We start from the raw sequence: 11,126 nt of genomic DNA, 5'->3' as shown, positions 1-11,126 counted from the left end.
GGTTCTGCTGGCGATGCGGGAAATGCATTGCTCGTGCCAGCCATACGCCTGACGTATGGATCTACGCCTCGCCGCGTTCTAGTCTCTGCCCATGGATCTGCGGCATCTGCGGGCGTTCGTGGCCGTGGTCGACGCGGGCACCTTCACCGACGCGGCCACCGCTCTCGGCCTCACCCAGGCATCCGTCTCGCGCTCGGTCGCCGCACTCGAAGCGTCGCTCGGTGCACGGCTGCTCCAGCGCTCACCCCGGCACGTCGCGCTGACGACGGTGGGCACGCAGGTCCTCGCTGCCGCACGACGGGTGCTGGACGAGGTCGCGCACCTGCGGCGGATCGCGGCCGAGTCGCAGACCGAGCTGCGGATCGGTTACGCGTGGTCGGCTTTGGGCAAGCACACCCGGCGTCTCCAGAAGGCGTGGGCGGCAACGCATCCCGGGCTGCCGCTGGTGTTCGTGCAGTCGAACTCGCTGACCGCAGGGCTCGCCGAGGGCATGGCCGACGTGGCGGTCGTGCGGCGAGCCCTCGACGATCCGCGGTTCGAGACGGCGTTGCTCGGCACCGAACGGCGCTACGGCGTGGTGGCGACGGACAACCCGTTGGCGCGCAAGCGTTCGCTGTCCCTGGCGGATTTCTCGCGGTACGGGATCGCGGTCGACGACCGGACCGGAACGACCACTTTGGACCTGTGGAAGCCCGGCGCCGCGCCTGCAGTCGTGCGCAACACGCACGGCGTCGACGAGTGGCTGACGTTGATCGCGGCTGGCCAGGCCGTCGGGATGACGTCCGAGGCGACCGCAAGCCTCAACCCGCGGCCCGGCGTGGCCTATCGCGCGGTGAAGGACGCGCCGCCGATCCCGGTGTGGCTCGCGTGGTGGAAGGACCAGCCGCCGCAGCACCTGAACGACCTGGTCACGCTGGCGTGCGACGCTTATCGCGGCTGAAGATCTCCTGCACCACCGCGATCAACGCCCTGGAGGCGGCTGAAGGCGTGCGATCAGCGGGCCTGGCGAGACCCAGCGGCCACCTGAGGTCCGCGCCGGTGACCTTGAGCGTCTTCACACCGTGTGCGTCGCCGAGGATGTAGTTGGGCAGCAGCGCGACGCCCAGGCCGTGCCGGACGTAGTCGACGCCGGTGTAGATGTCGGACATCTCCAAGGTGACTCGTCGAGGCACTGCCGCGTGCGCGAACGCCCGGTCCGCCACGGCGCGGTTGCCGTAGCCGAGTGGTGAGTCGATGAAGTCCAGCCCGGCGAGGTCGCCGATGGGGACTTCTTTCCTGTGCGCCAGCGGGTGGTCGTTGGGCACGACGAGATCCATGACCGAATGGGCGAGCTCGTCGAGGATGATCCCGTCCGGCACCTCGCCCGGCAGTGACGCGAAGGCGAGGTCGAGCCTGCGGTCCAGCAGTTGCTCAACGAGGCCTTGCGAACCCGAGGTGGCCGCGCTGGTCCGGACGAGCACGCCGGGATGCCTGCGGTGGAACTCGCCGAGCAGCGCGGGCAGGTCGATCAGGGTCATCGACGTCAGCGTGCCGAGCTTGACCGTGCCGGTGAGCCCGCCTTTCACCGCGGCCACGGCATCTTTCGCCTCGGCGGCGGCGTCCAGGACGGCTCGCGCTTTGGGCAGCAGCGCCTCGCCCGCGTCGGTCAGCAGGACGCGCTTGGCGTTGCGGTCGAGCAGAGTGGCGCCGAGCTCGCGTTCGAGGGTCTTGATCGCGGCCGAGACGGCGGACTGCACGACGTGCACGCGAGCGGCGGCACGGGTGAAGGTGCCCTCCTCCGCGATCGCGACGAAGTACTCCAGCTGACGCAGGTCCACACCAGCGAGTATCTCAGAAAGTGATGATCACGAGCTTCAACTTTCGTTGGACGTGATGGATCCAGGCACGCAGGGTGGTCACATGTCCCTGCTCCTCGACTCCACACCGATCGAACGCCCGGTCAGCCGAGCGCACGGCATCGGTTTCTGGACCATCGCCGGCACGTTCCTGGTCGCGATGGCCTATTCGACCGTCCCGTCGCCGCTCTTCCCCCTCTACGTCGCGCGCGAAGGCTTCTCGACGTTCGCGATCACCGTCGTGTTCGCGGCGTTCGCGGTCGGCGTCGTGATCAGCCTCCTGCTCGCCGGGCACGTCTCGGACTGGCTGGGCCGCAAGGCGATCCTCATTCCCGCGCTGGGCCTGGAGGTCGTGTCCGCGCTGCTGTTCCTGAGCAGCACCTCGCTGCCCGTGCTGATCACGGCTCGGGTGATCAACGGCCTGGGCGTGGGCATGATCGCCGCGACCGCCACCGCGTTCCTGCACGACCTCCACACGCGCCACCGCCCCGGCGCATCCTCGCAGCGCTTCGAGATCGTCTCGACCGCGGCGAACATCGGTGGCCTCGGTGTCGGCGCACTACTGGCCGGCGTGCTCGCTCAATACTCCAGCAGCCCGTTGAGCACCCCGTACGTCGTGCTCGCCGTGCTGCTCGTGCTGAGCATCGTGGCGGTGGCGCTGACTCCGGAAACCGTTACCCGGCAACAGGTCTCCTACCGTCCACAACGGATCAGCGCCGACCTGGGCGCCGCCGGGCTGGGCGCCTTCTCGGCGTTCGCGGTGTTCGGGGTGTTCACGTCCGTCTCACCTGGCTTCGTGGCGGGCGAGCTGCACCACCCGTCGCGGACGCTGGCGGGGCTGGTCGTGTTCATCGTGTTCGGCGGCGCGGCCCTCGCTCAGACCCTGACGAGCGGCGTGCGCGTCAGCACTTTGCGCTCGATCGGCCTTGGTGCGCAAGCGATCGGCGTGCTGCTCGTCGTCGCGGGCATGTACACGACGAGCTTCCCGCTGTTCCTGGTCGGCGGCGCGATCGCGGGTGTCGGCGCGGGCGTGCAGTTCAAGGCCGCGATCGGAGCCGTCGCGGCGACGGCGGCACCAGCGCGGCGCGGTGAGGCGCTGGCAGGCCTGTTCTTCGTCGCCTACCTCGGGCTCAGTGTGCCGTCGCTGTCGATCGGCCTCGCGACGCGCTACCTCGCACCGACGACCGTGATGACGTGGTTCGCCGCTCTGCTGCTCATCCTGCTGGCGGGCGTAGCAGTGCTAGCCGCTCCAAAGCGCTCGTGACGTACCGGTCCTGGCCAGAGTCGACTCCGTAGAGCCCGGAGTCGACCGGCGCCATCCGGATGCGCTCCTCGACGTGCCGCCGCATGCCGGGCCACACCAGCCCGCCGTGCCGCGCATAGGCCTCGACCAGCTCGTCCAGCCGCCCGAACTGCTTGACGAGCCTGCGGAAGTCGGCCGCCGGGTCACCGAACAGCGAGTCGGTCCAGTCGATCACGCCCGACAGCCTTCCGTTGTCCACCAACGTGTTCGCCGGGCAGATGTCCGCGTGCGCGACGACCGACCGCGGCGGCCACGTCGAGTCGTCATCGAGCCACGCCTGCCAGTAGCGCCAGAGTTCGTCGGACAGCGCGAGCTCGGCACGGGCGCGGTGGATCTTGCGGGCGATCGTCGAACGGATCTCGTCCGGCAGCCGCATCTCGACGCCGGTCCGCGCGGCCTCTTCCTGCGAAATGGCGTGCAGAGCGGCCAGAAACCGTGCCACGTCTTCGAAGTACTCGTCGGACGGCTCGTCGTTGCGCTCGCCGGGGAGTGCGCGGTAGACGGCGATGTCCTGGTGCTCCGGCAACCAGCGCGGCACCGGTACCGGCACCCGATCCGCGACCAGGTCGAGCAACGCGCGTTCGGGACCCATGCGCTTCAACGCCCACTCGCGCCGGGGCTGCCGCAGGATCCACGGATCGCCCTGTGCGTCCAGAGCGTGCAGCACCCGGAAGTCGCCGCCGGACTCGACGAGCGAGCCCGGCCGCAACCCCATCGCCTGGGCGATGTCGTGGATCTCAGTCAATGTGGACCTTGATCGGGTGACGAACGTCCTTGGGGCACAAGAAGATGTTCAGGTTGCCGTCCTCGCCGAACACCCACTCGACGTTGTCACCGGACGGTTCGTACGTGCCGAGCGACAACGTCTGACGCTGCTCCTCACCGCACTCCGGGCAGGCGAACGTCACGGGACCGCCCGCCGTCCAGCCGCCGATCTTCGTGCCGCCCGAGATCTTCGACGGGTGTTCGGTGTACCGGATCGGCTCGAAGACGTTGACCGTGGGGACGTAGAGCTCCTCCTGCGCCGAAGGCTCCGGTTCCTCCTCGATCAGCTCGAACACCGTCGTGGAGTCACGCCACACCAGCCGCACGTCCGGGCCGGGCACGTCGTGGTCGAGCGTGCAGAGGAAGACCTGCACCAGGTCTGCGCCATCGGGAAACGGCAGCTCCGGGAAGTCCCTCTGGTAGAGCTGAACAGCGCCGACGAACGGCTCGCCGTCGGCGTCGCACGAAGGCCAGTCCTCGTCGATCGGCCACAGCATCGGGCCGCCGATGTGGCTGTCGGCGTCCGTCGGGTCGCCTTCGATCGGGTTCAGCAGCACGGCCGGCCGTGCGTCCTCGGCGGCCATCAGTCGATGTGCAGCTTGATCGGGTGCTGGACATCCTGTGTGCACGCGAACACGTTCAATGCGCCCTCCCGGCCGAACTCCCACCCGACGACCGCCCGTTCGGCGACCTCGCAGGAGCAGAGCTCCTTCTCGGGTTCCTCGTGGGTGTAAAGAGCTAGCAGAAGGCGGCGATCGGCTCCGCACGAGGGGCATTCCAAGCCGAAGGGCGAGGTCTGCCACCAGAACGCCCAGCCGCCGAGCTTGCTGCCGTTCGCGACCGGCGGCCAGTCCCCCGCGCCCACGGGTTGTTCGTCGCCCATCGGGTACTCGACGATCCGGCACGGGTGCAGGACGCACGGCCGGGTCCGGTACTGCGGCTCGAACACCGCGGGTTCAGGAGCACCGGAAAGCACGTCAGTGATGGCGGATGAACGCCAGAAGAGCTGCACGCACGGCCCGAAGTGGTCGCTTTCCTCGTCGGAGTGTTCCAACGGGCACAACAGAACCTGGAGCAGGTCGGTGCCGTCCGGGAACGGCAGTTCGGGGAAGTCGCGCCGGTAGAGCTGCACGGCGCTGACCAGAGCCACGGGCACGCCGAAGCTGTCGGCCGGGAGGATGGTGAGGCCCTCGTCGTGCTTGCTGCCGTCGCACCACGGCCACGGCTCGTCGGCCGGCCACAGCAGCGGGCCGCCGATGTGGCTGTCCGTCACCCCCGGCGAGCCCGGAACCGGATGCAGACGAACAGCGGGCCGGGCCCACTCCCCCATGATCGACACGAAAGATCAGGCTAGCTTCCGGCCCCTCGTCAGGGGCCGGAAGCGGCCGAATCAGTCCGTTCCCGACTCGATCGCGGCCGAGTCGAGCAGTTCGTCGGCCGCCGAGACGGTGCCGCGCGAGGCGATGACCTCCGCGCCGCCGTCCGGGACCTCGCCGATCAGCTTCGTCGACTCGGGCTGGGCCGAGATGAGCGCCGACTGGCGGTTGCCGACCATGCCGAGACCCGCGAAGAGCTCCAGCTTGGCGCGGGAGTCCGCGATGTCGAGGTTGCGCATGGTCAGCTGGCCGATGCGGTCCACCGGACCGAACGCCGAGTCCTCGGTGCGCTCCATCGAGAGCTTGTCCGGGTGGTAGCTGAACGCCGGGCCGGACGTGTCGAGGATCGAGTAGTCGTCGCCGCGCCGCAGCCGCAGCGTGACCTCGCCGGTGACCGCGGCACCGACCCAGCGCTGCAGCGACTCGCGCAGCATCAGCGACTGCGGGTCGAGCCAGCGGCCCTCGTACAGCAGCCGGCCGAGCTTGCGGCCCTCGTTGTGGTACGCCGCGACGGTGTCCTCGTTGTGGATCGCGTTCACGAGGCGGTCGTAGGCGATGTAGAGCAACGCCATGCCGGGCGCCTCGTAGATGCCGCGGCTCTTGGCCTCGATGATGCGGTTCTCGATCTGGTCGGACATGCCCAGACCGTGGCGGCCGCCGATCGCGTTGGCCTCCAGCACGAGGTCGACGGGGCTGCCGAACTCCTTGCCGTTGATCGTGACCGGGCGGCCCTGGTCGAAGCCGATCGTCACGTCCTCGGTGGCGATCTCGACGGACGGGTCCCAGAACTTGACGCCCATGATCGGCTCGACGATCTCGATGCCCTCGTTGAGCAGTTCGAGCGACTTGGCCTCGTGCGTCGCGCCCCAGATGTTCGCGTCGGTCGAGTACGCCTTCTCGACGCTCGACCGGTACGGCAGGTCACGCTCCAGCAGCCACTCGGACATCTCCTTGCGGCCGCCGAGCTCCGTCACGAACGCGGCATCGAGCCACGGCTTGTAGATGCGCAGCGACGGGTTCGCGAGCAGACCGTAGCGGTAGAACCGCTCGATGTCGTTGCCCTTGTAGGTGGAGCCGTCGCCCCAGATCTGGACGTCGTCGTCGAGCATGGCGCGCACGAGCATGGTGCCCGTGACCGCGCGCCCGAGCGGGGTCGTGTTGAAGTACGCGCGGCCACCGGAGCGGATGTGGAACGCGCCGCACGCGAGCGCGGCGAGCCCCTCCTCGACGAGGGCGGACCGGCAGTCCACCAGGCGCGCGATCTCGGCACCGTACGTACCCGCGCGGCCCGGGACCGTGTCGATCTCAGGCTCGTCGTACTGACCGATGTCCGCGGTGTACGTGCACGGCACCGCGCCCTTCTCACGCATCCACGCGACCGCGACGGAGGTGTCGAGACCACCGGAGAAGGCGATGCCGACGCGTTCGCCGGCGGGAAGTGAAGTGAGCACCTTGGACACGTTGAGAATTATGCACGACGATGTATGAGCATGCACGTCGGGGTGGGTGTTAGTTGCGCCTCAGGGAGGTCGTCGCAGGTCAAGGGCCGTTTCCGGCCAGCGTGCGACCGCAGAGGCGTCCAGCGAGCACCGGACGAGTACTTCCGCCTGCTGATGGTCACAGGCCGCGAGCTCGTGATATCCGCCCACGACCGGATCAACGTCCGCACCTCGTTGCGCGCCATGCCCGAGGACGTGCGACCAGACCTGCGCCGACGCACGGTGACGCCGGCCTGGGCACATGTTGGGGCGTGCCGGGCGATCGCGGGCGACCGGGCCGGGTTCCGCGCGGGCGGTTCGGCGTACCAGCCACCGGCAGACGGGTCAGTGCTGCTGGTGGCGAACGAGACGGCGGTGCCCGCCCCGGCCGCGCTCCTGGAGGTGGAGACGCGGCCGGTGCGGGTGTTCGCCGAGGCGCCCGAGGAGTCCTACCGGGTGGACCGCGAGCCGTGATGCCCAGCGGCTACTGGAAGGCCGGCTCGGATGTAGTTCCTCACCTCGCTGGCCCGCCGACGGCCTTGATCCAGTTCTTCCCCTCCGCGGCGATGCCTTCGAGGATGTGCAGGGTGTGCGCGAAGCCCGCGGAGTCGAGGCTCGCTTCCGACGGCTTGTCCGTGCTCTCGCTGTTCGCGGCACCACCCAGCTCGGCGTCGACGACTCGGATGTTGCGCGACGGACCGTTGAACAGCGTGAGCTCCAACTTGCAGTCAGCAGTGCCTGACTGGACGACGTGCACCGAGGACACCGCGTCGAAGCGGAAGTTGGTGCGCTCCTGCCCGCCCAGTGCGGCGTGCTCGAAGTCGAGCTCTGTGCTCACCTCGCGCACTCCGTCTTGAGTGATCAGGAAAAGCCGGGCGTCGTACTTCGAATAGCGCCACGGCCCACGTCGCACCCGCGCCCGCTTGTAAGCCTTGGCCGGTGACGACAGGAACGCGTGCGTGATGATGTCGCGCCAGACCAGTCCGTAGTGCCGCAAGGCTTTGTCCAGCAACACAGTCCTGTCGCAGGTCAGCCAGTTCTCCATCTCGCTCTCGGACGGGCGGGTGGCGTCGAGCTTCTGCTTCCACTGCTCGTACGCCGAGCTCCGGGCCCGCAGGCGTTGCTCGTACTCCTCGCGGTCCTCGGCCGCTCGGCGTGACTCGCTGACGATCCAGTACCAGCCCAGCGCCGCTTCACGTCCCCCGGCAACCAACGCGAACAAGGCCGGCATCGACCACCACAAATCAGCTTGCAGCGCGACGAACGCGAGCCAGAGCAGCGCAGCGCCACCAGTGACGAACGAGGCGATGCACCACGCTTTGGTCGCAGAAGAAACGCGGTAGATCACGCGATGCTCGTGAAGCGTTCCCTGGCTCCACCGAGTTCGAACGTCCGAGGCGAGGTGGCGGACGAGCCACTTCACCCGCTCGGCCTCGGTTCGGCTCTCGCGGTAGATCTCCACGACCTCGTCGCGCAGCGTCCTGCGAATGCCAGACGTGATGGACCGCCAGTGCTGACGCTCCACTCCGTCTGGCAGATACTTGCTGAAGTAGTACTCGAAGTCACGGCTGACCCGGCTCACGAAGCCGGGCTCGGCACTCTGCTCGCCACCGGAACGACCGACGTGGTCTCGCTCCTTCGCTGCCAAGCGCCTTGACCGGTAACGCCACTCCGACCAGTTCCGCCCACCGACGTACACCGCACCGGCGAGCGCGAGGCAAGCGATCAGCACGACAGGCAGCTGCCGGACAGCCGTCCACCCGAGGAATCCGAACACCGCCGCGGTCGCGACCGACCACGCCACCGCACGCGTCCGGTCGCCTGGAACCGTCTGGTCGTCCACAGGCTGGCGAGCGCGTGCCCCGATCGGATCAGGCTCGAAGTACGCCCACACCCGGTTCGACCGGTCGTTCGACATCCGCAGGCGTTCGGCCATGTCTTTCGTCTCCGCCCACAGCGATTCCTTCGCACCGCCCGTGAGCACGAGATCCAGATGCCGGAGGATCTTGTCGCGTTGTTCCGGCGGCAGCTTCCGCAGTTCCTTCAGCGCGACCGAGCAGTCGCCCGCATTCAGTTGGGTCAGCAGCGAGAACACCGTGGTGAGCGCACGCTTCCACGCGTTTTCCAGGTAGCTTTCGAGATTGCGGGATGCCAGTTCCAGCTGATCCTGTTCCTGGGCGGAGAGATCGCGCAACGACCGCTTGCTGAGCATCGCGAGCATCCAGTGAAACCGCACCTCACCGGTCTCATATCCGTGAGCGATCGCGTCGCCGATCAGACGACGGGCCTCCGCCGGCACACCGTCGTGGAGATACCGCACCCCGACCGCGTACTTCTGCTCCGGTGTCGCGTCCGGATGGACCACGTACACGTTGGATTCGTGGACGATCGAGCCCTGGATCCCGACTGTGTGCGCGATGTTGTCGAACTTGCCCGCCATGGTTTCTCCGGTGGGCTTCGCCGCCTCGCCCTCGTCCATCAGGAGCCCACCGCCGCCGTGATGACAGCCGCCAGTGTCGCGGCGAGCTCGGGCAGCTCGGCGATCAAGCCGCGCAGGCGTTTGAGCGGAAGAACAGCCTCCCGGCCACCCGCCGACCTATCGGCGAGGTCCAGCTCGGCACGCGCGGCCTCGTAGGTGAGTTCGTCGAGGTTGCCGGCGGCACGTTCGCAGGCGAGCAGGCCGCGGAACGTCCGCAGCTCGGCGGCGAGGTCAACCGATGCCGGTGTGCCTGTGCCGACGTTCATCGTGACGGTGCTGCCGGTGACGGTCGAGCCTTGAATGCCGACAGGTCCGTGGGCGACGTTGGAGATCCGAGGTCCTGCCGTCCGCTCCGCCACTGTGCGCTCCGTCCGTTGTGCGACGAGGTGTTCCGCCAGCTGGGCGGCGAACCTGGCAGCGTTCTCCGCCGCCACGGGTTGCCACTTCCGATCTTCGTCAGTGGCCTTCGTGCCATCCGCGTGGTCGCTGATGCCGCGGATGATCGCGACCGGAGCGCCGCTCAGATGACCTGCCTGCGCGACACCGGCCGCCTCCATCTCAATGGCGACGGCATCGTTGTAATGCGCTCTGATCCACGCCGCCTCGGCCGACGTGCGGGAGTTCTGCACGATCTCGCCGGCGGCGACTGCACCGAAGTGCACCTTCGGCCGTTCGTTCCACTCCCCCTCACGAGCCAGGTGTGCGGCCAGCTGAGCGATCTCGTGTGAGGTCTCCCAGACTCGCGGTCGTGCCTTGAGCCCGTCGTCGTCACTGGTGCCACCGTGATACGCGTATACGTGCGTGGCGACCACAACGTCTCCGAGAGGAGTGCCCCACAACGCGCCAGCGACGCCGACGAACATCACCGCCACTGGTGAGAACTGCTGCACCGCCCTCTCGACGAGGGTTGCAGCCGGGCTGTTCCCCTTGCCCGTCAACACGAGCGCCACCTCGCAGGTCGTACCTTCGAGCGTGCCGACCTCGAAGCGCGTACCGCGTTCGTGCAGCTCGATCCTCCTGCCGGTCAGCTTTCGCCGCACCGCTTCGTATTCGAGGTTGAAGGCGGTGAGCATCACCACCAGGTTGTCCGTCATGTCGCCCCCTCAGGCCTGACCAGAGGCGGATGGAGCGCCGCGCTCCGGCCCGCCCTGAACAAGCGGGCTGGTCGCCCGCGCGTCGCTTTGTGCCCGTCGGGCACGATGAACCCCTCGACCCCCTGGACCTTCCGGTAGAAGTTCCTCGGGTCGATCTCCACTCCCCACACGGCCTCGTACACCCGCTGCAGTTCCGAGATCGTGAACGTCTCGCCGCAGAACGCCGTCGCGAGCGCGGTGTGCTCCAGCTTGGCCCTGGCCCGTTCGACCCCGTCGTTCAAGATCAGCTCGTGGTCGAACGCGAGCCGGACCTTCCCGGCCGCGACAGCTCCCACCGGTTGCCACCTCGCACCTGCCGCGTCGGTGCCCGCCGCCGGCTCGGGCAAGCCAGGCGCGATCGCCAGGTACGCCACCGACACCACGCGCCCCCGCGGGTCACGCCCCGGCGTGCCGTAGACACCAAGCTGTTCCAGGTGCAGCGAGGCGCCGTCGAGCCCCGCTTCCTCCGCGAGTTCCCGGTGCGCCGCGACCTGCAGGTCTTCCTCGCCGTTGTTGAGGAAGCCGCCCGGAAGTGCCATTTCTCCTTGGTACGGCTCGACTCCGCGCTCCACGAGCAGCGCGTTCAGCTCACCCGCTCGGAGGGTGAGGATCACGAGGTCCACCGTGACCATGACAAGCGGTGGTGACCACTGTTCGTCGGGCATGACTTCAACGCTAGCTTATTGTCCAATTGACAGTAAGCCGCCGTTCGGGTGCCGTTTGACACCGAATGCAGGGACGATCCCAGTCGCGCAAC

The 11,126-nt window shown here is 68.2% G+C and carries 11 protein-coding genes; 3 read left to right on the top strand and 8 right to left on the bottom strand.

Going from position 1 to position 11,126, the window contains the following annotated elements; all coding sequences use genetic code 11:
• The first annotated feature begins 91 nt into the window (after positions 1-91).
• The gene (locus UK23_RS35585) at positions 92-940 is read left to right on the top strand and encodes a LysR family transcriptional regulator (protein WP_045316138.1); all 849 of its coding nucleotides are present in this window, start codon (positions 92-94) and stop codon (positions 938-940) included.
• On the opposite strand, the gene UK23_RS35580 is transcribed toward UK23_RS35585, so the two are convergent.
• Positions 909-1,817, bottom strand: a complete 909-nt coding sequence (locus UK23_RS35580) for a LysR family transcriptional regulator (protein WP_045316137.1) — start codon at positions 1,815-1,817, stop codon at positions 909-911. The genes UK23_RS35585 and UK23_RS35580 overlap by 32 nt on opposite strands.
• An 82-nt stretch (positions 1,818-1,899) precedes the next feature.
• On the opposite strand from UK23_RS35580, the gene UK23_RS35575 reads away from it, so the two are divergent.
• Positions 1,900-3,099 (top strand): MFS transporter, encoded by a 1,200-nt coding sequence (locus UK23_RS35575; protein WP_045316144.1) that lies wholly within the window; start codon positions 1,900-1,902, stop codon positions 3,097-3,099.
• Here UK23_RS35575 and UK23_RS35570 read toward each other — a convergent pair.
• The 4 genes from UK23_RS35570 to argG are packed head-to-tail and all read right to left on the bottom strand — an operon-like array spanning position 3,050 to position 6,739.
• Positions 3,050-3,883, bottom strand: a complete 834-nt coding sequence (locus UK23_RS35570) for a phosphotransferase (protein WP_052685354.1) — start codon at positions 3,881-3,883, stop codon at positions 3,050-3,052. The genes UK23_RS35575 and UK23_RS35570 overlap by 50 nt on opposite strands.
• The gene (locus UK23_RS35565) at positions 3,876-4,487 is read right to left on the bottom strand and encodes a hypothetical protein (RefSeq protein ID WP_045316136.1); all 612 of its coding nucleotides are present in this window, start codon (positions 4,485-4,487) and stop codon (positions 3,876-3,878) included. Before UK23_RS35565 ends, UK23_RS35570 begins: the two co-directional genes overlap by 8 nt.
• Positions 4,487-5,233 (bottom strand): hypothetical protein, encoded by a 747-nt coding sequence (locus tag UK23_RS35560; RefSeq protein WP_045316142.1) that lies wholly within the window; start codon positions 5,231-5,233, stop codon positions 4,487-4,489. Before UK23_RS35560 ends, UK23_RS35565 begins: the two co-directional genes overlap by 1 nt.
• A 60-nt stretch (positions 5,234-5,293) precedes the next feature.
• A complete protein-coding gene (argG, locus tag UK23_RS35555; protein WP_045316135.1) occupies positions 5,294-6,739 on the bottom strand; it encodes an argininosuccinate synthase in 1,446 nt (481 codons plus the stop codon).
• A 30-nt stretch (positions 6,740-6,769) separates the two neighbouring features.
• Between argG and UK23_RS35550 the strand changes: the two genes are divergently transcribed.
• Positions 6,770-7,231, top strand: coding sequence for a hypothetical protein (locus UK23_RS35550; RefSeq protein ID WP_156213631.1), 462 nt, complete (start codon positions 6,770-6,772; stop codon positions 7,229-7,231).
• Positions 7,232-7,271: 40 nt separating this feature from the next.
• Here the strand turns inward: UK23_RS35550 and UK23_RS35545 are convergent, their stop codons facing one another.
• The 3 genes from UK23_RS35545 to UK23_RS35535 are packed head-to-tail and all read right to left on the bottom strand — an operon-like array spanning position 7,272 to position 11,034.
• A complete protein-coding gene (locus tag UK23_RS35545) occupies positions 7,272-9,236 on the bottom strand; it encodes a hypothetical protein (RefSeq protein WP_045316133.1) in 1,965 nt (654 codons plus the stop codon).
• Positions 9,236-10,330 (bottom strand): 5'-methylthioadenosine/S-adenosylhomocysteine nucleosidase, encoded by a 1,095-nt coding sequence (locus UK23_RS35540; RefSeq protein WP_045316132.1) that lies wholly within the window; start codon positions 10,328-10,330, stop codon positions 9,236-9,238. The genes UK23_RS35545 and UK23_RS35540 overlap by 1 nt, the downstream gene beginning before the upstream one ends.
• Entirely contained in the window at positions 10,327-11,034 is a 708-nt protein-coding gene (locus UK23_RS35535; RefSeq protein ID WP_045316131.1) for an NUDIX hydrolase, read from the bottom strand. Before UK23_RS35535 ends, UK23_RS35540 begins: the two co-directional genes overlap by 4 nt.
• Positions 11,035-11,126: the final 92 nt, after the last annotated feature.

The organism is Lentzea aerocolonigenes, assembly GCF_000955955.1.
GTDB lineage: Bacteria > Actinomycetota > Actinomycetes > Mycobacteriales > Pseudonocardiaceae > Lentzea > Lentzea aerocolonigenes_A.
This window is presented reverse-complemented; position numbering and strand designations above follow the sequence as displayed.

Bases quoted from the DNA above. Each gene is read 5' to 3' on its own strand.
- UK23_RS35585 (WP_045316138.1), top strand. From the start codon at position 92: ATGGATCTGCGGCATCTGCGGGCGTTCGTGGCCGTGGTCGACGCGGGC.
- UK23_RS35575 (WP_045316144.1), top strand. From the start codon at position 1,900: ATGTCCCTGCTCCTCGACTCCACACCGATCGAACGCCCGGTCAGCCGA.
- UK23_RS35565 (WP_045316136.1), bottom strand. From the start codon at position 4,487: ATGGCCGCCGAGGACGCACGGCCGGCCGTGCTGCTGAACCCGATCGAA.
- UK23_RS35560 (WP_045316142.1), bottom strand. From the start codon at position 5,233: ATGGGGGAGTGGGCCCGGCCCGCTGTTCGTCTGCATCCGGTTCCGGGC.
- UK23_RS35550 (WP_156213631.1), top strand. From the start codon at position 6,770: ATGCACGTCGGGGTGGGTGTTAGTTGCGCCTCAGGGAGGTCGTCGCAG.
- UK23_RS35545 (WP_045316133.1), bottom strand. From the start codon at position 9,236: ATGGACGAGGGCGAGGCGGCGAAGCCCACCGGAGAAACCATGGCGGGC.
- UK23_RS35540 (WP_045316132.1), bottom strand. From the start codon at position 10,330: ATGACGGACAACCTGGTGGTGATGCTCACCGCCTTCAACCTCGAATAC.
- UK23_RS35535 (WP_045316131.1), bottom strand. From the start codon at position 11,034: ATGCCCGACGAACAGTGGTCACCACCGCTTGTCATGGTCACGGTGGAC.